Below are 21,319 nucleotides of genomic sequence, written 5' to 3'. Positions count from 1 at the left end.
GGGCGCCTGTCCCGTTGCCGGTGGCGCAGCCGGCTCAGGGCCGGCGATGAACTTCGTACGCCGTGGGCTCGGCCGCTAAGCCGCGCACGACCGTGACCTGCATGGCCGTGACCTGCGCGGCCGTGATCCGGTCGGCCCTGGCGCGCTCGCGGCGCTGCTCGGCGAGCAACTCCCCGATCGTGCTGATCGCCCAGACCGCGACCAGCAGCAGGGCACCGACGACCAGGCTGGCGACCACTGCCGCGTACGGGCGGCGCAGCTGGCGGGGGCCCCGGCGCGAGCCGTGCAGCAACGCGGCCGTGGCGGTGGCCGTCCGCAACGCGTGGGCCTCGACGACGGCCCGGTCCCGGGCGTCAGCCACGGTCCGCGTCCCCCGGGGCGCCGGTTCCGTCCGCCCGTCCGCCGGGTCGTGCGGCGTCGGCGGTGTCGGTGGGGTCGGCGGGGGAGACGGCGCGGGCCACCGCGACGATCACCTCGGCGAGCACGCCCTCCAGCTCCGTGTGGGGCGTCGCGGCGCTCAGCACCGCCGTCCAGGTCGTCCCCGGCAGGGGAAGGAAGAGTTGGAGGACGGTGGATCGCACCCGGGTCAGCGCGCCCGGCGGCACGGTGAACGCCACGTCCCGGTGCAGCAGACCGGGGCCGCGCGGGGTCTCCACCTCCTCGACCGTCCCCGTCCGGGGCAGGCTCTGCCGGACCAGCGTGAGCCCGGCGGGCTGCGGGGCCGAGTCGAACCAGCCCAGGTGCAACCCCGCGCTGCCGACCGCACCGGTCGACATCCGACCCAGCTGCACCATGCTGAGCGCGGCACCGGCCCGCTGGCAGTCGGCGACCAGCTGCTCGAGAAAGTCCAGCACCGCCCGTCGCTCGGCGGCACGTAGCCGGCGTCCGTGGAACCGGTCGTCGACGATCCGCTCCGCGTTGCGCTGCCACGATTCCGGATTGGTGTCCAGCAGGACCCAGTCCGACGGGATGGCGATCATCCAGGGGAACGGTGGGTGCGGCGCGTGTGCATTGATCTTCAGATCCGAGGCGGGGAGTGGATCGAGAAGGTCGGTCACGGGCGCCCCTGCGATTCCTTCGGCCGCAGGGCCGCCGCCGTCTGACTGTCGAAGTCCGAGACCATCTTCCCGATCGCCGAGGAGATGTCGCCCCACGTGCCGATGTTGTTCGTCAACTCCAGCAGGCTGGTCTTCCACTCGTCCCGGAAATCCGAGATCGCATTCTGGATGTCGCCGTGGTCGTCGCCCAGGCCGGCGCAGTCGACCGCGCCCCGCTGGTTGGACTCCAGCCGGTCGCTGAGAGTGGTGAGATTCCTTCCCAGGCTCACCAGCGTCGCGTAAGGATATTGCACGTAGGTCATCCACGCCTCCCCGTCACCGCGCAGCCAGGTTAGCAACCAACGTCAATGCGGAGAAGTCGATGACCGAGTACCGACAAAAGCCGTTCCCGGCGTCGTCCGGGCCGCTGCTCCGGGCGGCCGGCCGGGCGGCGTGGCGCGCCCTGGATCCCCGCGTCACCGCCCGGCTGCGGGTCGAGCGGACCCGCGCGGCCACCCTGTCCGCGCCGCTCGCGCCGGGCACCGTCGCCGTGGTCGGCCCGGACCGGGGAGCCGGCCGGTCGACCGTGGCCGCTCTGCTCGCCCTGGTCCTGGCGCGTCACCAGGGTTCCCGGGTGCTCGCGGTGGAGACCGGCCACGGTGGGGGCCTGCACCCTCGGCTGGCCACCCGACCTGGCGGATCGACCACGGCCGTGTTGACCGCCCTCGGCGTGCGGGAGGGGGGCGCGGGTGCGCGCCCGGGTGCGGTCGGGCGCCGCTGGCTGCGGGAACAACTCACCTTCGGCGAGGGGCCGATGCTGCTGGCCGTCGACCCGGCCGGCACCGACCGGCCGCTGACCGACGTGGAGTACGCCCCGGCGACGACCGCCCTGGCCAGGTGGTTCCCGACGCGGGTGGTCGACACCCCGCCACTGGCCACCGACCCGGTCGTGCCGGCCGTGCTGACCCGCGCCGATCAGGTGGTGATCGTGGTGCCCGACGGCCCCGGCTGCGCCGAGCGGTCGGCCCGGTGCCGCTCCTGGATCGCCCCGCTGCTGTCGCGCCCGGTCGAGGAGGCGGCGGTCGAGGTGCGGGTCCGGCGGGGCGGGGTCGCCGGCACGGGTTCCGCCGCGCCCGTTGACGACGGTGTACTCGTGCTTCCCGACGACCCGGCACTGCGCGGTGGCGGTGTGCTGCGCTGGCCGCTCCTCGCCGCCGACACCCGTTACGTGATCATTTCCCTGGCTTGCCGATTGGTGAAGAAAATTGACTGAAGTGGTGACCTGATCCTATTCATGTGCTGTGTTGGGTTCAGGGCATGTCACACAGCAGGGGAGGCCTCTGTGGGCACGAAGTTTTCGATCACCGACAACTCGGTCAACCAGCACTCGACCAATCTTGACACGTCGGTCGCGGCGCTCAACAGTCAGGCTAGATCATTTATCAACGCCATTGAACCACTGCCGGCGGTGTGGAAGGGGTCGGCGTTCCAGAGTTGGGATCAGCTGACCCAGCGGTGGAACGCGGCGATGGCCGACCTGAACAAGGCGCTCAACGACATCAAGAGCCGCGTCGGCTCGGCCGGCCAGCTCTACGACACCTACCACTCCGAGCAGACCAGCCAGTTGCAGTCGACCATGGGGTCGGCCAACTGGGACGGCGCGAAATTCCGCGGCTAACCGAAGGAGCCAGACATGGCCGACGTGTTCAGCTACGACGAGTCGACCGCCGGATCCGCCCAGGGCGACATCGCCGCCGTCGCCAACGGCGTCCAGGCCAGTCTCGACGATCTCACCAACTTCGTCACCCGGGTCAAGGCGAACTGGGAAGGCGACGAGATGGAGATCTACAACGGCATCCAGACGCAGTGGAACACCTCGGCGGACACCGTCAAGCAGATCCTCGACTCGGTGCGGCAGGCCCTCGGGCAGACCACCACGTCCGTGCAGGAGATGCGCGGTCAGGTGCGCGGCGCCCTCCAGGGCTGACCCGGCGCGTCGAACGCGCGATGACGCCGGGCGGGCCGTCTCCGGTGACCCGACCCGCTCGGCACGCGATGGAGCGTGACCAGCAGGCAGACGGACGTACGGGGAAGGTCCGGGCGCGATGGCGGAGTTTCCGGCGCACCTGTTTCGTATGGAGGGAGACCCGTCGGCGATCCGTTCGTCGGCGGGCAAGTGGCACAGCTTCGGCACGGCGGCGACCCAGGCCGCCAGCGAGATCACCAGGCTCGACACCAGCCAGTTCGTCGGGCCCGAGGGTGACCAGTTCCGCAAGGGCCTCAACGCCAGCATGCCCGGGAACCTGCGGATCACCGGCGACGCGTTCGGCAAGGTGTCCACCAGCCTCCGGACGTTCGCCGACACACTGAGCGGTCTCCAGGACGAGATGCGTCCGCTCGCCCAGCGGGCACCCGGCCTGTGGGAGGCGTTGCAGGCCGCCCGGGGCCGGGCGGAGCGGGCCCGGGACGCCGACGCCCGCCACGAGCGGGAGGTGGCCGCCCGACCGCCGGAGGACACCGAACCGGACACCTACCGGTCCGACAGCGGTGCGGCCGGAGCGGCCCTGTCCCAGGCCCAGCGGGAGTGGGACGCCTGCGTCGCCGCCGCCAACGGGCTGCGCGACCGGCAGACCACCGCCGTCCGTGACTGCGTCCGGGTGATCAAAGAAGCCAGGGACCTGCGCTTCAAGGAAAACCCGAAATGGTGGAACCTCAAAGGTCAGTTCACCAACTTCGTCCGGGACAACCAGGAACTGCTCCAGAAGCTCTCCGGCGCGCTCAAGATCGTTTCCCTGGTCGCCGGTTTGCTCTCCTTCATCCCGGTTCTCGCGCCCATCATGGGGCCGATCGCCATCGCCGCCGGTGCCGCCGCCCTGCTGATCGACGCGTCCATCTACGCGGCCACCGGCAAGGGCAGCCTCACCCAGATCCTGATCGACGGGGTGCTCACCGTCGTGCCCATCGGCCGACTGGCGATGTTGGGTAGACCGGTCGCGGCGCTGGCCGGTCGCGGGCTGTCGGCCCTCGGCAACGGTTACGGCAAGGCACGCCAGGCGCTGGCGACCATGCCGCGCCCGAGCATTCCGATGGGGGCGCGTCGATGCGCGGCCGACCCGATCGACGTGGCCAGCGGCGAGGTCGTCCTCACCCAGACCGACGTCGAGCTGCCCGGCCTGCTGCCGGTCGTGCTGACCCGCAGCCACCTGTCGTCGTACCGGGTCGGCGGTTGGTTCGGCCCCTCGTGGGCGTCCACCCTGGACCAGCGGCTCGAGATCGACGACGACGGGGTTTGCCTGGTCGCCGAGGACGGCATGCTGTTGACCTATCCGCTGTCCGGTGCCGCCGACGCGCGGGCCATGCCCGAGTCCGGGCCGCGGTGGCCGCTCACTTCGACAGTCGGCGGATACGTCGTCGAGCAACCCGAGAACGGCCGGGCCCTGCACTTCCGGGAGGTCCCCGGCGACGCTGGACCAGCGGGCGCCGGGGAACCGGTCCGCGTGCTGCCGCTGGTCGCCGTGACTGATCGGAACGGGCACCGCATCGACGTCGACTGGCGGGACGGCGAGGTCGCGGAGATCCGGCACAGCGGCGGATACCGCATCGCGGTGGACACCCTTCGGGGCCGGATCACGGCTCTGAGCCTGCTCGACGCGGACGCCTCGGGTGACGCCCGGGTCCTCGTCCGGTTCGGCTACGACGAGCAGGGTCACCTTGTCGAGGTGACCAACGAGTCGGACCGCCCGTTGCGGTTCGGGTACGACGGCGACGGACGGCTGACCCGTTGGCAGGACCGGAACGAACAGGAGTACGCGTACACCTACGACGAGCACGGACGATGTGTGGCCGCCACCGGAACGGGCGGTTACCTGGCCGCCCGGCTGCAGTACGACCCGGACGCCCGGACGACCGCCGTGCTCGACTCGCTCGGCCATAGGACCGTCTACGAGCTGAACGAACGCGGACAGAGTCAACGAGTCACCGATCCGCTCGGGAACGTCACCACCTGCACCTGGGATCGTTTCGACCGAAAGCTGACAGAGACGGACGCTCTCGGGCGAACCGTTCGTTGGTCGTACGATGAAGACGGGAACCTGGTCGAGGTCATCCGCCCGGACGGCAGCCGGGCGGTCCTGTCCTACAACCACCTGCGCCAGCCCGTCGCGGCCACCGGTTACGACGGTGCGACCTGGCGGCGCGCCTACGACGAGCGCGGCAACCTGACCATGGTCACCGACCCGACCGGTGCCGCCACCCACTACCGCTACGACGACGCGGGCCACCTCGCCGAGGTGGTCGATGCGCTCGGCAACGCCCTGCGGGTGGAGACCGTCGCCGCCGGCCTGATCAGCCGAATCACCGACGCGACTGGCGCGGTGACCAGCTACCGGCGGAACGCGGCCGGGCGGATCACCAGCATGACGGACCCGGTGGGCGGCACGACGTACCTCGGCTGGACGGTGGACGGGCACCTGGCCTGGCGGCGCACGCCGGACGGTGCGCACGAGGAGTGGACCTACGACGCCGAAGGCAACCTGGTCAGCCATACCGACCCGAGCGGGGTGACCACCGAGTTCGAGATCGGCCCCTTCGACCTCCCGGTCACCCGCACCGGCCCGGACGGTGGCCGTCTGACCTTTGCGTACGACACCGAACTGCGCCTCACCACCGTCACCAACCCGCAGGGCCTGACCTGGCGGTACGACTACGACCCGGCCGGGCGGCTGGTCGCCGAGACCGACTTCAACGGCCGGACCCAGACCTACACCCACGACGCGGTCGGGCAGCTCGTGGCCCGCACCAACGGCGCAGGGCAGCACGTCGACCTGGTCCGCGACGAGTTGGGCAACGTGGTCGAGAAGCGCACCTCCGAGGGCGTCACCACCTTCGGTTACGACCCGGTCGGTCGGCTGCTGCACGCCGCCTCGCCGGACGTCGAGCTGCGGCTCGAGCGGGACCCGCTCGGCCGGGTGGTCGCCGAGGTCCGCGACGGCCGACGCCTCACGTCGACCTACGACGCCCTTGGCCGGCGTACCCACCGGCGTACCCCGTCGGGGCTGGAGAGCGCCTGGGAGTACGACGCGGGCCACCGGCCGGTGACCCTGAACACGGGTGGGCAGACCGTCCGGTTCACCCAGGACGCCGCTGGCCGGGAGATCCGGCGCAGCGTCGGTGCGCTCGTCCTCACCCAGACCTGGGACCCGAACCACCGTCTGGTCTCCCAGGCGCTCACCGCGAACCCGGTTGCCGGGTCGGATGCCCTGGCCGGCGTGCCGGAACTGATCGCGCACCGGGCCTATGGGTACCGCGCGGACGGCTGCCTGGTCGACATCGCCGACCAGGTCACCGGCGAACGCCGGCTGGCACTGGACCGGGCCGGCCGGATCACCGCCGTCCGGGCCGCCGACTGGACCGAGGGGTACGCCTACGACGACGCCGGCAACCTTGCCCACGCCACCTGGGGCGGAACGGATGAGACCGGGACTGCACGGGGCGACCGCGAGTACACCGGCACGCTGATCCGCCGCGCCGGGGACATCCGGTACGAGCACGACGCGGCCGGGCGGGTCGTGCTGCGGCAACGCAAGGAGCGTTCGACCAAGCCGTCGACCTGGCGGTACACCTGGGACAGCGACGACCGGCTGGTCGGCGTGATCACACCGGACGGGACCCGCTGGCACTACCGGTATGACGCCCTCGGTCGCCGGGCGGCCAAGCAGCGACTCGACGCCGACGGTGGGGTGGTCGAGCAGGTCGACTTCGCCTGGGACGGCCCCCGCCTGGTCGAGCAGACCTACCGGGACGGAACCGGCGAACGCACCAGTACCTGGGAGTACGCCCCCGGCTCGTTCACCCCGATCAGCCAGACCGACGGGTCGGACCTCGACCAGATCGAGGTGGACCGCCGCTTCTACGCGATCGTCGCCGACCTGACCGGTACGCCCACCGAACTGGTCAGCCCGGACGGCCGGGTGGCCTGGCAGCAGCGCACCACCATTTGGGGAGTTCCCACCCACGTCAGTACCGACGGGGCTGACTGTCCACTGCGCTTCCCAGGTCAGATCCATGATCCGGAAACCGGTGCTTCATACAACTACCACCGCTACTACGACCCCGAGAGCGGCCGTTACGCCTCGGCAGATCCTCTCGGTCTCGCGGCCGGCCCCGACCCGCACAACTATGTGGTCCATCCGCTACGGCACGTCGATCCACTCGGGCTGACGCCCTGCAACGTCAATGAGATGGCGTCGCGAATCGACGTCGAGAATCTCGGCATGACGGAGACGGTCAGGAATCATGCCGGCATTCCGGTCGCGAAACGTACCTCCCCGCGGCATGGCCTTCCGCAACGGCCCTTCATGGGACCGAACGACCGCCTCCTGCTGAGCGAGATCATGGCCGGATCGAGTCCGCGATTGGACCCTCGGGGAGCGGAGGGGGCGCTTCGGTGGGACACGCCCGGGGCGATGAACGGTTCCGAAGGGGTGTGGGAGCTTGTGGTTGACACGAACACCAATACCATCCTGCATTGGAACTTCGTGCGATGACGCTCATGGTCCGGTTCGAGGATGGCAGGACATTGTCCGGGAAGCTCTTCTTCCGGGCTGCGGAGCACAGCTTCTCGTACGAGGCGGCCGATGATGTCGATCTCGAGTGCCGCGCGGGCTCGGACGGTGTGACGAGCCTGGTGGCCGACACCCTCCAGATCGAGGTGGGTGTGGAGACGGGGCAGCTCCTCTTCGCCTGGGGCTACCTCCCGGCGAACTCGTGGTCGAGGACTTCACTACCGCAGCCGGAGGCCCTGCCCGGAGTCCTGCGCCTGGTCCCCGGCGAGGATCTGGAACCGGGCGTTTCCCTGTCCATCTCGCGAAGTAGTAACTGGAAGGCCGAATTCGATCAGGCAGCTGGATGTGTCCGTGTGTCTGCGGAGTATGAAACGCATCCGACCGTTGTGAAGATCGCGGACGGCGTGGCGGTCGGTGTCCAGGACGGCGTCATATCCTCCATCTGGTTGTGGCCGGAGTTCGTCGACTAGTCCGCGATGTCGATCTGCGGATTGCGGACTGCGACTCAGGGGTGGTCCCAGAGTGAACCTCGCAGTACGCTTGCCAGGTGCCGCGCCGGTTTATCGGAGACGATGGAGCAGGCCGACCAGTTGCTGACGGTGCGCCGTTGGTCGGCGACCATGCAGCCAGAAAGAAACGGCTCATAACCGTTCTGCTGGTGGCTGTTCTGGCGGTGGTGGGCGGTCTGCTCGGTGCCGGACTCTATCTGAAGTCGGTGGAGTCGGACGTCGGGCGGGTGGACGTGTTCACCGCTGTGCCCGAGGCTTCCCGGCCGGCGAAGGCGCCCGAGGCGCGCGATGCCCGTAACCTGCTGATCCTCGGCAGCGACTCCCGTGACCCGGAGAACACCGGGGGCTCCCGCAGCGACACGATCATCCTGGCCCACATTCCCAGGGGCGGCGGCAGCGCTCAGCTCGTCTCCATCCCCCGGGACACCTGGGTGCACGTGCCCGCCTCGAAGGACGGCCGGCACGGCAACCGGGACGCGAAGATCAACGCGGCGTTCGCCTGGGGCGGGGTGCCCCTGCTGGTGCAGACCGTGGAGAAGTTCACCGGCGTCCGGGTCGACCACGTCGTCATGGTGGACTTCGCCGGCTTCAAGGAGATCGTCGACGCCCTGGACGGTGTGGAGATCGAGGTGACGGAGAGCTTTACCTCCACCCACGCCCTCACCCCGGACGGCCGTCGGCACTTCACCAGAGGCCGGCAGACCATGGACGGTGCGACCACCCTGGACTACGCCCGTGAGCGGTACGCCTTCCCCGACGGCGACTTCACCCGCATCCGCCACCAGCAACAGGTGATCCGGGCGATCCTCGACAAGGCCGCGTCCGGGGGTCTGCTCACCAACCCGGCCCGGCTCGACGACTTCCTCCGCGCCACCGCCGACGCCGTCTCGGTCGACGAGACGCTCTCCCTGGTCGACCTGGCGATGGACCTGCGGCATCTGCGCGGCGGGAACCTGACCTTCCTCACCAGCCCCAGCCGGGGCACCGGCCGGGTCGGCACGGAGAGCGTCGTCCTCGCCGACGAGGCGAAGGCCCGTGTCCTCTACACCGCAGTCCGTCGCGACGAGGTGGGCAAGATCCTCGCGGCTGCCCGGTAGCCGGATCAACCTCTCCGGAAGAGCGGTAGTGGTCGTCCCCGGTAGCCGGGCAGGTGCCGTTCGGGTTCGGCGTCGAGCACCGAGGCGAGCACCGCCCCGAAGACGTCCCGGAAGTCGGTGGTCGCCTTCAGGTCACCGTTGTCCAGGTCGGTCAGGCTCGGCGGCTCGCCGTGGAATCCACCGGCCACCCGCGCCCCGGCCACCAGCACCGGTCCGGCGGTGCCGTGGTCGGTGCCGTCGGAGGCGTTGGCGCGTACCCGCCGACCGAACTCGCTGTAGACGACCACCGCTACCCGCCGGCCGGCTGCGCTGCCGGCCATCCGGGTGACGAAACCGGCCACCGCCGCGTCGAGCTGGCCGAGCAGCACCTCGTGCGCGGCCAACTCCCCGGCGTGGGTGTCGAAGCCGCCGAGACTCACCGAGTACACCCGCGTCGGCACGCCGGCCTCGACACAGCGGGCGACCAGGGCGAGCTGCGCGGCGAGCGCCCCACCACCGCCGGTGCCGGTCGCGGGCACCGTGCCCTCCACCGGGGTCGGGCTGGCGACCGGGTCGGCCGCCTCGCGGACCAGCCGGCCCATTTCCACCAGGTCGGCGTACGCGGCTGCCGCGCGCGCCTGCGCGTCCGGCTCGCCCGGTTCGGTACGGCCCAGCGCCGCGACCATCGGCGGTGCCACCCAGTCCGGCAGTTCCAGTCCCTGGTAGCTGACACAGGCGCCGACCCGGGTCCGTCCGACCAGCAGCGGCGGCAGCACCGGCTCGAAGCTGACCGCGGCTTCCACCGGCGCGCGGGTGCTGTCCAGCCACCGGCCCACCCAGCCGGTGTCGGCCGGGGCGTCGGGCGTACCGGTCTGCCAGATGTCCATCGACCGGAAGTGGCTGCGGTCCGGCCGGGGGTAACCGACGCCGTGCACGATCGCCAGCCGGCCGTCGTCCCAGAGTCGCTTCAGCCCGGTCAGCGCCGGGTGGAGCCCGTGCCGGTCGTCCAGCGTCAGCACCCGCTCCGGCGGGTGCGCCAGGTCGGGGCGGGTCGAGTGGTAGGCCGGATCGGCGTACGGGACGACGGTGTTCAACCCGTCGTTGCCGCCGTAGAGGGTGACCAGGACGACCGTGTCCGCCCGGTGAGTGGCCGGCCGCTCCCCGCCGGTGCGCAGCAGCCGGGCCAGGGTGATCCCGCCGACCCCGGCGGCCAGCGCCCCGCCACCGGCCACACCGGAGGCGAGCAGGAAGCGTCGTCGGGTCGGCCGATCCACGTCAGGTCACCGCGTACTCGGGGCTGACCAGGCCGAGGGTGAGCATCAGCCGCGAGTTCCCGGCGGCCCGGAGCACCTGGTACGTCCGGTCGGTCCACCGTTCCACGCAGAGCAGGTGGGCCACCGACTCCGGGGTCAACCGTTCGGGGCTGTGCAGCGCGGCGAGCTTGCCGGCGAGGTGCAGCTTCAGCCGGGCGGCGGCGCTGGTCAGCCAGGCCGCACCGGCCGGCCAGCCGCCCACGCTGGGCGGGGCGAACGGACGCTGGCCGAGGCCGCCGAGTCCGTCCAGCAACGCGACCACGGTCTCCGGGGGCATGGTGGCCGGCCGCAGCGCCAGCTGACGCATCGCCCCGACCAGCCACTCGACCGGTTGCTTGACCATGGTGGACCGGGTGGTGGGAAACGCCTCGTCGGCGAGGAGCGCGCGCAGCATCGCCATCGGTTCGGGGTACGCGGCGACCATCGCCGTCAGGGTCGGCTCGGGGGCCGGGCGGATCGACGACCCGTACCGGTGCCAGAGCCGGGTGGCGACGAACCGGGGGCAGGCCGGCTGCCGCAGCAGCAGGTCGGCGAGGCCGTGCGCGGTGAAGGCCGCGGTCTCGCCGAGGATCGTCTTCTCGCCGCCGTCGTGTCGGCGCGGGTCGAGGAGTGTCCGCTCGCCAGCCAGGTCGATCCGCCAGCCGGTCAAGGCCCGCCCCGCGTCCCGGACGTCCGCCTCGGTGTACCGGCCGATGCCGATGGTGAACAGTTCCAGCAGTTCCCGGGCGAGATTCTCATTCGGTGCCTCCCGGCTGTTGAACTGCCCGTCCAGCCAATACACCAGCGCCGGGTCCACGACCATCCGGTGCGCCATGTCGACGAAGTCCCGCGCCGCGCGCAGCGCGCCGTGCTGGGCCAGCATCAGCTGCGCGCTCTTCACCTTGACGATCGACGTCGCCCAGTGGCCGTGCCAGAAGAACAGCAGTTTCTCCACCGCCTGGTGGTCGGCGACGGTCATCCGGTCCAGCCACCAGCGACTGATCACCGTCGTCTCGCTGTGCCGCTGGTCGTCGGCGCGAAGTCGTTGCTCCGGTGTCGGGGTACGGGCGTACGGATCCGGGCCGAGTCGGGGCAGCGGGGCCCGGGTGGCGCCGATGTCCGGCCCCGGCGGGCTGGTCAGGGCGGTCAGGGTGGCGTCGTGGCCGGCCCGCTGCGCCGCCGCGAGCTCGGCGGCGGTCGGACCGAAGCCGGCCCGCCGCAGCAGCAGCGCGACATCGTCGGTCATGGCGGCACCGTCGGTGGGATTCCCATAATGATGGTGTGTCAGGGGCGGTGTATCTCCCCGGGTGACGGTCCGCCTCGGTCGCCGCTGGCGGCCCACACCTCTGTCCGTACTGACATAGAGCCTAATAGATCAACTTGCCCGTGGTAACCAATGTCGGCATGTCGATTTTCCCGCTTTCCGGGAGCGCATTCCGATCACGATTCACGGTATTATCCCGCTGCGCGCCTCGTCGACCGTCCATCATGTCCCGACACCACGTCGCGGGGGTACGAGCTGATGATTCCGCCCGTTCCACTCGACCACCAGGACACGTCACCACCGGTTCCGGGCGACGTGCCGGTGGGGCGGGTGGCGCAGCCGCCACCGGGGCGCTCGATCGCACTGGTCCACGAGTGGTTCACCGCCACCGGCGGCGCCGAGCAGGTCTTCCGTCAGCTCGCCGAGGTCTTCCCGGCCGCGACCCGCTTCGCGCTCTGGCGGGAGGCGGGTGTCGACGCACCGGAGCTGCGCGAGTCGTGGCTGGCCCGTACCCCGCTGCGGGTCAGCAAGGCGGTGGCCCTGCCGTTCATGCCGCTGGTCTGGCGCACCCTCACCCGGGAACGCTTCGACGTGGTCATCACCTCCAGCCACGCCTTCGCACACACCGCCCGACTCGGCTCACCGGAGCGCACCCGCTACCTCAGCTACGTCCACGCCCCGGCCCGTTACCTCTGGACGCCGGGAGTCGACGACCGGGCCGCCGGCCGGCTGCTGGCCGTGCCCCGCCGGGTGATGCGCGCTCTCGACGTACGGCTCAGCCGGCACGTGCACAGTTACGCCGCCAACTCCCGTGAGGTCCGCGACCGGATCCGCCGGCACTGGCGGCGCGACGCCCGGGTGATCAACCCCCCGGTCGACGTGGAGTTCTTCGCCGACGCGCGGGGCGGTGAGCGGGCCGCGCCCCGCGACTACCTCCTCGGCGTCGGCCGGTGGGTCCGGTACAAGAACTTCGACCTGATCATCGCCATCGCCGAGGCGGCCCGGATGCCCCTGGTCATCGCCGGGTCCGGCCCGGAGGAGATCCGGCTGCGCCGGCTGGCGGCCCGCGCCACCGTGCCGGTCACCTTCGAGGTCCAGCCGGACCGGGTGCGGCTGCGGCAGCTCTACTGGGGAGCCCGGGTGCTGCTGTTCCCGGTGCACGAGGACTTCGGCATGGTTCCGGTGGAGGCCCAGGCCTGCCGGACACCGGTGCTCGGACTGCGCCGGGGCGGCCTGCTGGAGACGGTCGTCGACGGGGAGACCGGCATCCTCCTCGACTCCACCGACCCCCGCGACTACGCCAACGCCCTCGCCCGCCTCGACGAGCTGGACCGGGCCCGGATGCCCGCCCAGGCGGCCCGCTTCTCCGGTTGCGCGTTCGCCAGCCGGGTGACCGAGTGGGTCGCGCATGAGTGCGGCTGAACCGCCGCGGGTGCTGCACGTCAGTCACACCTCCCAACCCGGCGGGGCCGAACTGGCCCTGGCCCGCCTGGTCGGGCGGGACCGCCCCTGGCGGGCGGCGCTGCACACCCCACCGGGCGGCGGCGCGTTCGACCACCTGCGGAGCACCGACGTCACGGTCGCCGACGACCTGCCCGCGCTGCCCACCGGCGGCACCCGCAGCCGGGCCCCGCTGCTGGCGGCCCGCTACCTGGCCGCGTTGCGGGCGGGTGCCCGCGTCCTGCGACGCAGCCCGCTGTTCCGGGACGCCGACCTCGTGCACGCCAACACGGCCGCCGCCGCGATCATCTGCGCCCTCGCCGACCGCCGTCACCGCCGACCCCTCGTCGTGCACCTCCGGAGCCCGGTGAACGCCGAGACCCTGGGGCCGCTCGGGTTGCCGGCGTTCACCCGGCTCGCCCTGCGGCACGCCGACGGGCTCATCGCGAACTCCCGGTTCACCCTCGCCAGTGTGGTGGGGCGGCCCCGGGTGCCGGACCGCCGGGTGGTGCTGCAGAGCCCGAGCGGCATCGGGGAACGGGTGGCCCGGCCCCGGGTCCGACCGGTGGTCCGGGCGGTGGGGATGGTGGGCCGGCTGCAACCCTGGAAGGGCCAGCACGTCTTCCTCCAGGCGTTCGCTGCCGCGCTGCCCGACTCCGACGTGCGGGCGTACCTCTGCGGGGCCCCGCTGTTCGGCGAGGCGGCGTACGAGGCGCAGCTGCGGGACCTGGCCGCCCGGCTGGGTATCGCCGACCGGGTGCACTTCCTCGGACACGTCGACGACGTCCCCGCCGTCCTCGACGCGATCGACATCCTGGTCCACGCCTCGCTCGGCCCCGAGCCGCTGGGACAGACCGTGCTCCAGGGACTGGCCCGGGCCAAGCCGGTGATCGCCACCGAGGGCGGCGGGCCGGGGGAGTGGATCCGATCCGGCGTCAACGGACTGCTGGTCCCACCCGGCCGACCCGAGGCGCTCGCCGGGGCCCTGCGCCGCCTGGTGGCCTCGCACCGACTCCGGATCGACCTGGCCGTCGCGGCCGCCGGCACTCCCGGGCTGCTCTCCGACGCGGAGTGCGTCGCTCGGCACGGCGAGTTCTTCGACGCCGTACGGCGGGCACACCGGCCGGGGCCGGCCCGGTGAGCGGGCGCCGCCTGCGGGTCGCGTACGTGCTCGCCCGCCCGCCCGGCCCCAGCGAGACCTTCGTCCCGGCCGAGGTGCGGGCGGTCCGGGCGACCGGAGCGACCGTCGAGGTGTTCCCGGTCGGGCCGGGCGGCGGCCGGGTCGCCGACCTGCGTCGGGCCGCCGGCCGGCTGCTGTGCCGGCCCGGTGGTCTCCCGGCCGACCTGCGTGTGCTGGGTGTCCGCCCCCTGCCGCGCGGGTTGCTCGCCAGTGCCGGCGCGGCCGGCCTGGCCGGGCCGGTGGCGCGGTTCCGTCCGGACGTGCTGCACGCGCACTTCGTCAACCTGCCCACCGCGGTCGCCCTGCTGCTCGGCCGTCGCCTGGACCGTCCGGTCACCGCCACCGCCCACGCGGCCGACTTCCTCCGGGAGCCGCACCCGGCGGCGCTGCGCCGCCGACTGTCCCGGCTCGACCACCTCTTCGTCGTCTCCGCCGCCTCGGCGGCGCAGCTCGCCGCCGGGGGAGTGCCGATGGCTTCGGTCCCGCACCGGGTCGTGCGGGCCGCTCACGACGGCTGGATCGTCGACCCCGACCGGGAGCGGCCACCCCCGGCTCCCGGCCCGGCCCGGCTGGTCACCGTCGCCCGCCTGGTGGCCAAGAAGGGCGTCCCGACGGCCGTCGACGCGGTCGCCCGCCTCGTCGCAGCCGGCCACGACCTCCGCTACGACGTCTACGGCGACGGGCCGCTGCGCGCCGAGGTCCGCCGGCAGGTCCGGCGGAACGGCCTGGCCGGGATCGTCCACCTGCACGGCGCGGTGCCGCACGAGGTGGCGATGGCCGCCCTGGTCGGGGCGGACGTCGCGGTGCTGCCCTGCCGGGCGGGGCCGGACGGCGACCTCGACGGCATCCCGGTGTTCCTGATGGAGGCGGCCGGCCGGGGGGTGCCGGTGGTGACCACGGCGCTCTCCGGCATCCCGGAACTTGTCGGCCCGGACGCCGGGTGGCGGGTGCCGCCCGACGACCCGGTCGCGGTGGCCGACGCGATCCGTGGCGTGCTCGCCGATCCGACGGAGGCGCGGCGGCGCAGCCGCGTCCTCCAGGCCCGCCTCCGCGTGGAGTTCGCCCCGGCCACGCAGGCCGACCGCCTGGTCGACACCTGGAACCGGCTCGTCGACCAGCGCAGGAACCCGCACGGGACCGGCCGGCGCGCAGGGGCCGACCGCACCGGGACCGGGCGGCGCGGGGCAGGTCGGGCCGCCCCGGACACGCCCGGGACCGCCGACCGCGTGCCCGGGGCGCAGCCGGACCGGGTCGAGCCGCCTCGCCGGCCGGTGGGAGATCCCGGATGACGCTGACCGTGGTGTGCTCGTACTTCCCGTTGCCGCAGGACCGGGGCGACCCCGTCCGGGTGCTCATGGCGCTGCGGGCGCTGGCGTCGGTCCGTGACCACACCCTGCTCGTGGTGCGTCGCCCGGACACCCGGCCGGAGCAGGTCGGGCAGCTCCGCCGGCTGCTCCCCGGAGTCGAGGTGCGGGTCTTCGACGCCACCGCCTTTCGGTTCGACCGGTTCGGTCCGGCGGGCCGCTACCCGGAGGCCCTCGCCGCCGGGGTGCCCCCGTGGGTCCGCAGCCGCTGGAGCGCCGACCTGCACGCGGAGCTGCGGCAACGCACCGGCGTCGGCATCGCCCTCGGTGAGGCGGCCGGGGCCTACGTGCGGGACACCCCGTTGCGCTGGCACTGGGACAAGGCCAACGTGCTCGCCGCCAGCCTCCGACAGGAGGTCGACGTGGCGACAGGCCCGGTCCGCCGGCTCCGCGCCCGCTACCTGACCCGGATCTCCACCCGGTTCGAGGCCACCGTGCTGTCCCGCTGCGCCACCGTCTCGGTGACCAGCGCGGAGGAGGCCGCACGGCTGCGGCGTCACCACGGTCGGACGGCGGACGTCGTCCTGCCCAGCGCGGTTGCCCTGCCGGTCGGGCACCGGCCCCGACCCCGCGAGCGGGAGCTGGTCTGGCTGGGCAGCTTCGCGTACGAGCCGAACCTGGCCGGACTGCGCCGATTCCTGGCTGACGGGTGGCCCCGCCTGGCGGCGGCCGGGCACACCCTGGACCTGGTCGGCTCGGGGCTCACCGGACCGGTCCGGGCCACCCTCGCACGGCATCCCGGGGTGCGGGTCCTCGGCTACGTCGACGACCTCCGGCCGGTGCTCGCCCGCAGCCGCGCCGCCGTGGTGCCACTGTGGAGCGGGGCGGGCGTCAAGCTGAAGACCCTCACGCTGCTCGCCCACGCCGTACCGGTGTTCGCCACCCCGGTCGGCGCCGAGGGGGTCCCGCCGAGCGCCGCCGTACGCCTCGCCGGGACGCCCGCCGCACTGGCCGGGCGGATCCTGGAGACCGGCCCGGCCGACCTCGACGCCATGGCGGTCGAGGCGGTCCGGCTGGTCCGGGACCGGTTCTCCGCCGACCGGTTCGCCTCGGATCTGGTCGACTCCCTCACCGCGTGCGGCGTCCTCGGCCCGTCCGACCGCCGTCCGGGTCCCACCGCCGCCCGCGACCGGTCCGCGTCCGCCGACCGCCGCACCCGTCCGGAGCGGTGATGTCGACGCGACGTCTGGTCTCCGCCACCACCGCCAACCTGGTCGTCCCGCTCAGCGGGCTCCTGGTCGGCCCGGTGCTGTCCCGGGAACTGGGGCCGGAGGGACGCGGGTTCTACGCCGCGCTGACCCTGCCCGTCGTGGTCTACGGCTGGCTCGGTACGTACGGCCTCCAGGACGCGCTCACCTTCCACCTCCGGCACCGCCGGCTCTCGGGCCGGGACGCCGCTCGGGTCGCCCTGCTCGCCACGGTGCCACTCGGCCTGCTCGGTGTGCTGCTCCTGGCCGTGCTGGGGCTGGTCGCGCTCGCCCGGGAGCCGGGAGAGCACCGTCAGTTTCTCGTCCTCGCCCTGCTCGCCCCGCTGCACATCCTGGCGAACCTGCTCGTCGGCGCGCTGACCGGTGTCGCCGACGTCGGCGGCGTCAACCTGCTGAAGGTCGTGCCGGCGGTGATCCGGACGGTCCTGCTCGTGGGCGCCTGTCTCGCGTTCGACCTGAGCGCCTTCGTCGCCGGCCTGCTCTTCCTCGTCTCGGCCGCCGGTGGGACGGCCGTCGGGCTGCGCCGGCTGCGTCGTGCGCCGGCGGGCGAGGTGCCGTCCGGGCCGCTGCCACTGCGGTCGCTGACCCGGTACGCGGCGGTCTGCCTGCCCGGTGTGCTGGCGGCTGTCGCCACCGCCCGGCTCGACCAGGTGATCGGCCTGCCCCTGCTCGGCGCCCGGGAACTCGGCTTCTACGCGGTCGCGGTCAGCGTGGCCGAACTACCGATGGTGGTGGCGACCGCCGCCCGGACCGTCCTCATGGGCCGGGCCGACGGCGACGACCCCGCCGCGGCGCTGCGTGTGGCCCGGCTGGCGCTGCCGCTCACCCTGGCGGCGTGCGTCGTGCTGGCCGCCGTCGCGGCACCGCTGCTCCCCCTGGTCTTCGGCGAGGCGTTCGCACCGGCGGTACTGCCCACCGTCGTGCTCTGCGCGGCGACCGTCCTCTACACCGGCGTGCAGATCCTCGGCGCGGTGCTGCTCGCCAACGGCCGGGCGGGACGGTCCTCGGCCGCCCTGGTCGCCGGGGCGCTCACCGGTGTGGTGGCGCTCGTCGCGCTGGCCCCGCTGGGCGCGGTCGGCGCGGCCGTGGCCAGCCTCCTCGGGTACGCCGTGGCGGTGCTGCCGGCGGCCCGGTCGGTCGTCGGCCTGCCCGGGGTGCCGTCGCTGCGGGCGGTCACCGTCCCCTACGCCGACGACCTCCGCTTCCTGCGCGCCCGACTCCGCCAGCGGGGCCGACGGAGCGGGCCGGCGCCGGTCGACACCGGAAGCGGTGCGCGGTGACCACGCTGCGGGGCCGGATCACCGGTGGACTGCGGCGGGCGACGTCCCGGCAGCCGGTGCGGTGGACGGACGCGGGGATCGCGCTGCTGGTCGTCCTGGCCTGGCTGCGGGGGGTGGCGCCACCGCTCGTCCAGCTCCTCGACAGCGGCCGGCCCGGCTTCAACACCCGCACCGACCTGATGCCGGTCGCCGGTCGGCTCCTCGGCGACGCGCTCACCCTGGCCGTCGTCGGGCTTGCGGTGGTCCTCGCCGGGTACGGCCTGCGGCGTGGCCGTCCCGACCACTGGTGGGGGCTCCTGGTGGCGCTCGTCCCGTTGGCGGTGATCGCGTCCGCCGGCTGGGCCGAGCACCAGCCGCCCGGCCCGGTGACGCTGGCCCTGCCGCTGGTCGCGGTCGCGGTGTGGGTGTGTCGTCCCGGCCGCCGCGTCCTCGCCACCATCGGCGCGTGCGGGGCACTCACCGCCCTGGGGTCGATGCTGCTGGCGGCGGCGAGGCCGGAACTGGCCCTGCTGACCGGTGCGGCGGCCGGCGCCAAGAGCGTCCCTGGTGGTCTGCTCGCCGGCCCGTACGCGCACTCCAACGTCCTCGGTATCGTGCTCGCCCTCAGCCTTCCGTTCGTGTTCGCGTTGCGGACCGCGTCGTCCCGGTGGACGGCGCTGGCGGTGATGCTCGTCGCGGTGGCCTGGACCGGTTCCCGCACCAGCCAGGTCGCGGTCCTGGCGGTCCTGGCCGCCGGGGCGCTGCTCGCCGTGGCCGCCCGCCGTGGGTGGCGGTCACGCCGGTCGTGGTCGGTGCTGGTGTCGCTGCCGGTGGCGGCCGGGCTCGCCCTCACCGTGGTCACCCCGCTGCTCACCACCGATCCGGCCCGCTTCACCGAGCGGGGCCGGATCTGGCGGGAACTGCTGACCCACTGGCGGGAGCGGCCCCTGCTCGGCCACGGTCCGGACTTCTTCTACCGGGAGCCCGGCCTGGCCGAGGCGCTCGGCGGCGCGTTCAACCACGGGCACAACCTGCTGGTCCACCTGCTGGTGGTGGGCGGGCTGCTCGCCGTCGTGGCGGTGGCGACGCTGCTCGGTCTCTGCTGGCGGCGGGCGGCGGTGGCGGCCCGCCGGGGCCGGGTCGTGCCGATGCTCTACCTGGCCGCGTTCGTCTGGGTCTCCTGGTTGGAGGCGTCCCACGTGCCGACCACCCTGGCCGGGCACCTGAGCTGGTTGCCGCTCTGCCTGATCCTGCGCGGCGAGCCGGAACGGGACTCAGAAGATCAGGGTGTCCCGGAGGTAGTTGGCGACCCGGCGTAGCTGGTTGGCGCCGTCCAGCGGAGCGGTCATCCGCAGGACCAGCTGACGGTCGACGTCGCCCTCGCCACCGCGCCAGTAGGCGACCACCACCAGCACGTACCGGGGAGTGCCGTCGATCAGCAGGCCGCTGCGCTCGGCGTAGACCGCGGTCGGCCCGCCGCGTGTCCAGCGCAGCCCCCACGCCTCCTCGGCGGTGCGCATCGCCACCTGGCGGGAGCCGGTGCACGGCACCGGGCAGTCCCGCACGATCAGCTCACCGCCGATGGGCGGACCGGCGTCGGCAGGGGCGCCGCACAGGTGGCGGGCGTAGCCCTCGGCCCGGCCCGCCGGCGTGCACTGCCAGTCGAGAGGCACCTTGACCGGGAAGGGGAGGCCGTCCAGGCCGGTCAGGGTGCGGATCCGGTCGACCGCGGCGAAGCTCGGCCACTGCGCCGGCCAGCTGCCCGGTGCCGGTGGCTCCAGGCCGGGGTTCAGCGGGGCGGACGTCGGCATCGCCGCCGCCGACGACGGGCCGGCACCGGCCCGGGGGGCCGGACCGGAGGCGTCGCCGCCGGAGCGGGTCACCGCGAACAGGATGCCGCCACCGACCAGGACGAGCAGGACGACCGCGGCGATTACCAGGGTCGGTCGGGTGGTGGGCGGCGTGTCCCCGGGACCGGGCGCGGGTGGTCCGACCTCGTCCGGTTCCTCGATCGCGGGCCCGGCGGGAGCGGGACCGGAGGCGGCCGGACCGGTCTCCCTGACGTGCTGGGCGGGCGGGCCGTCGGCACCGGCGGCGGCCGGGCCGGTGTCCCGGAGGTGCTGGGCGGGCGGGCCGTCGGTGCCCTCCTCCGCCGGGCGGTAGTCCATGCCGAGTGCCGAGAACGTCTGGGCGGCCAGCGGCAGCTCCCCTTCCGGGTACGCCACCCAGGGGGTGGTGGCGGCGAAGTCGGCGGCGACGAAGCGCTGGCCGCCGGACTCGGCGCGACCGAGGGCACTGGTGGTGGCGGCGAAGGCGTTGCGCCAGCGGGGTTCCGTGGCGATGCCCGGGTCCAGCACGGCCACCGCGAGTGGCCCGTGCTCCTCGTCGAGCGCCGACCAGACGCTGCCGATCTGGCAGGAACCCAGTCTCCGGACGAGCTGGTACGGAACCGATGGTGTCATCGACGACCTCTTCCGCTCTCCCTTCTGCGGATCCTAGCCACTGACCGCGTTCCGTGGGTGGCCCTGTGTGACGGGCCGTCGTGGACGGACGTCACCTGGACGGTCGGACCGGGGCGCCGGTCGTCGGGGACCGGGTCATGGTGAGGTCGCCCGGGGCCGCCACCGACTGCGGGTGTCCGGACCGGACCGTCGGCCGACCCTCTGCTCCTGCGGCTGGCGGGCGGCGAGGTTCCGGTCGCCCCACTGCGTCACGGCCAGCACCACCGGGGCCAGTTCCCGGCCCCGGTCGGTGAGGTGGTACTCGTGCCTGACCGGGCGGTCCTGGTAGGGCACCCGGTCGAGCACGCCGGCTCCGATGAGCGTGTTCAGCCGGTCGGTCAGGATGTTGCGGGAGATGCCCAGGTTGCGGAGGAAGCCGTCGAAGCGGGTGATGCCCAGCAGCGCGTCCCGGACGATGAGCAGCGTCCACCGGTCACCGATGACGTCCAGGGCGCGGGCGAGCGAGCACGCCTGGACCGAACTGAGGCGGTAGTGCATCGGGCCATTCTAGGCACTACAACGTTGGAAATCGACACTCGTCGAAGGTTGGGGTGCGCCCCCGGCGTCCGTGGCGGCGTCGGTCGTTCCGCCGGGCCCGGTCCGGGGTGTCCGCACCCGTTCCCGGC

General features: G+C 73.2%; 19 protein-coding genes. 12 read left to right on the top strand and 7 right to left on the bottom strand.

Annotated elements, in window-relative coordinates; translation table 11 throughout:
- Positions 1 to 34 precede the first annotated feature (34 nt).
- The 3 genes from ACIBJE_RS05800 to ACIBJE_RS05790 all read right to left on the bottom strand — a co-directional run bounded on the left by ACIBJE_RS05800 (position 35) and on the right by ACIBJE_RS05790 (position 1,360).
- Complete coding sequence (locus ACIBJE_RS05800) at positions 35 to 361, bottom strand: hypothetical protein (protein WP_396743424.1); 327 nt, start codon at positions 359 to 361, stop codon at positions 35 to 37.
- On the bottom strand, positions 354 to 980 hold the full coding sequence (locus tag ACIBJE_RS05795) for a hypothetical protein (protein ID WP_396743421.1): 627 nt from the start codon (positions 978 to 980) through the stop codon (positions 354 to 356). The genes ACIBJE_RS05800 and ACIBJE_RS05795 overlap by 8 nt, the downstream gene beginning before the upstream one ends.
- 74 nt (positions 981 to 1,054) lie before the next feature.
- Positions 1,055 to 1,360, bottom strand: coding sequence for a hypothetical protein (locus tag ACIBJE_RS05790; protein WP_396743418.1), 306 nt, complete (start codon positions 1,358 to 1,360; stop codon positions 1,055 to 1,057).
- Between the two features lie 59 nt (positions 1,361 to 1,419).
- Here ACIBJE_RS05790 and ACIBJE_RS05785 point away from each other — a divergent pair, with 59 nt between their 5' ends.
- The 6 genes from ACIBJE_RS05785 (at position 1,420) to ACIBJE_RS05760 (ending at position 9,206) form a co-directional block, all read left to right on the top strand.
- Positions 1,420 to 2,310, top strand: a complete 891-nt coding sequence (locus ACIBJE_RS05785) for a hypothetical protein (RefSeq protein ID WP_396743415.1) — start codon at positions 1,420 to 1,422, stop codon at positions 2,308 to 2,310.
- Positions 2,311 to 2,379: 69 nt separating this feature from the next.
- Positions 2,380 to 2,715, top strand: coding sequence for a WXG100 family type VII secretion target (locus ACIBJE_RS05780; RefSeq protein ID WP_396743412.1), 336 nt, complete (start codon positions 2,380 to 2,382; stop codon positions 2,713 to 2,715).
- Between the two features lie 15 nt (positions 2,716 to 2,730).
- Positions 2,731 to 3,024 (top strand): WXG100 family type VII secretion target, encoded by a 294-nt coding sequence (locus ACIBJE_RS05775; RefSeq protein WP_088984444.1) that lies wholly within the window; start codon positions 2,731 to 2,733, stop codon positions 3,022 to 3,024.
- A gap of 118 nt (positions 3,025 to 3,142) precedes the next feature.
- Positions 3,143 to 7,582 (top strand): DUF6531 domain-containing protein, encoded by a 4,440-nt coding sequence (locus ACIBJE_RS05770; protein WP_396743409.1) that lies wholly within the window; start codon positions 3,143 to 3,145, stop codon positions 7,580 to 7,582.
- A complete protein-coding gene (locus ACIBJE_RS05765) occupies positions 7,579 to 8,070 on the top strand; it encodes a hypothetical protein (protein ID WP_396743406.1) in 492 nt (163 codons plus the stop codon). The genes ACIBJE_RS05770 and ACIBJE_RS05765 overlap by 4 nt, the downstream gene beginning before the upstream one ends.
- A 173-nt stretch (positions 8,071 to 8,243) precedes the next feature.
- Entirely contained in the window at positions 8,244 to 9,206 is a 963-nt protein-coding gene (locus ACIBJE_RS05760; RefSeq protein WP_396743512.1) for an LCP family protein, read from the top strand.
- Positions 9,207 to 9,211: 5 nt separating this feature from the next.
- Here the strand turns inward: ACIBJE_RS05760 and ACIBJE_RS05755 are convergent, their stop codons facing one another.
- Positions 9,212 to 10,459, bottom strand: a complete 1,248-nt coding sequence (locus ACIBJE_RS05755; RefSeq protein WP_396743403.1) for a DUF1501 domain-containing protein — start codon at positions 10,457 to 10,459, stop codon at positions 9,212 to 9,214.
- Position 10,460: 1 nt separating this feature from the next.
- Entirely contained in the window at positions 10,461 to 11,723 is a 1,263-nt protein-coding gene (locus ACIBJE_RS05750) for a DUF1800 family protein (RefSeq protein ID WP_396743400.1), read from the bottom strand.
- 276 nt (positions 11,724 to 11,999) lie between these two features.
- Between ACIBJE_RS05750 and ACIBJE_RS05745 the strand changes: the two genes are divergently transcribed.
- The 6 genes from ACIBJE_RS05745 to ACIBJE_RS05720 are packed head-to-tail and all read left to right on the top strand — an operon-like array spanning position 12,000 to position 19,511.
- Complete coding sequence (locus ACIBJE_RS05745) at positions 12,000 to 13,163, top strand: glycosyltransferase (RefSeq protein WP_396743397.1); 1,164 nt, start codon at positions 12,000 to 12,002, stop codon at positions 13,161 to 13,163.
- Positions 13,150 to 14,322 (top strand): glycosyltransferase family 4 protein, encoded by a 1,173-nt coding sequence (locus ACIBJE_RS05740; RefSeq protein WP_396743394.1) that lies wholly within the window; start codon positions 13,150 to 13,152, stop codon positions 14,320 to 14,322. The genes ACIBJE_RS05745 and ACIBJE_RS05740 overlap by 14 nt, the downstream gene beginning before the upstream one ends.
- Positions 14,319 to 15,650 carry a glycosyltransferase family 4 protein gene (locus ACIBJE_RS05735; RefSeq protein WP_396743391.1) on the top strand — a complete coding sequence of 444 codons (1,332 nt, stop codon included), beginning with the start codon at positions 14,319 to 14,321 and terminating at the stop codon, positions 15,648 to 15,650. Before ACIBJE_RS05740 ends, ACIBJE_RS05735 begins: the two co-directional genes overlap by 4 nt.
- Positions 15,647 to 16,897, top strand: coding sequence for a glycosyltransferase family 4 protein (locus tag ACIBJE_RS05730; RefSeq protein ID WP_396743388.1), 1,251 nt, complete (start codon positions 15,647 to 15,649; stop codon positions 16,895 to 16,897). Before ACIBJE_RS05735 ends, ACIBJE_RS05730 begins: the two co-directional genes overlap by 4 nt.
- Positions 16,897 to 18,213, top strand: a complete 1,317-nt coding sequence (locus ACIBJE_RS05725) for an oligosaccharide flippase family protein (protein ID WP_396743385.1) — start codon at positions 16,897 to 16,899, stop codon at positions 18,211 to 18,213. Before ACIBJE_RS05730 ends, ACIBJE_RS05725 begins: the two co-directional genes overlap by 1 nt.
- On the top strand, positions 18,210 to 19,511 hold the full coding sequence (locus ACIBJE_RS05720) for an O-antigen ligase family protein (RefSeq protein ID WP_396743382.1): 1,302 nt from the start codon (positions 18,210 to 18,212) through the stop codon (positions 19,509 to 19,511). The genes ACIBJE_RS05725 and ACIBJE_RS05720 overlap by 4 nt, the downstream gene beginning before the upstream one ends.
- Here the strand turns inward: ACIBJE_RS05720 and ACIBJE_RS05715 are convergent.
- Positions 19,467 to 20,654: a hypothetical protein gene (locus ACIBJE_RS05715; RefSeq protein WP_396743379.1), complete on the bottom strand. Its 1,188-nt coding sequence runs from the start codon at positions 20,652 to 20,654 to the stop codon at positions 19,467 to 19,469. The genes ACIBJE_RS05720 and ACIBJE_RS05715 overlap by 45 nt on opposite strands.
- Positions 20,655 to 20,789: 135 nt before the next feature.
- Positions 20,790 to 21,191 carry a winged helix-turn-helix transcriptional regulator gene (locus ACIBJE_RS05710; protein WP_396743376.1) on the bottom strand — a complete coding sequence of 134 codons (402 nt, stop codon included), beginning with the start codon at positions 21,189 to 21,191 and terminating at the stop codon, positions 20,790 to 20,792.
- Positions 21,192 to 21,319: the final 128 nt, after the last annotated feature.

The organism is Micromonospora sp. NPDC050187, assembly GCF_044459745.1.
Classification (GTDB): domain Bacteria; phylum Actinomycetota; class Actinomycetes; order Mycobacteriales; family Micromonosporaceae; genus Micromonospora.
Note: the sequence above shows the minus strand (reverse complement) of the source record. Positions and strands in the feature narration are given on the sequence as shown.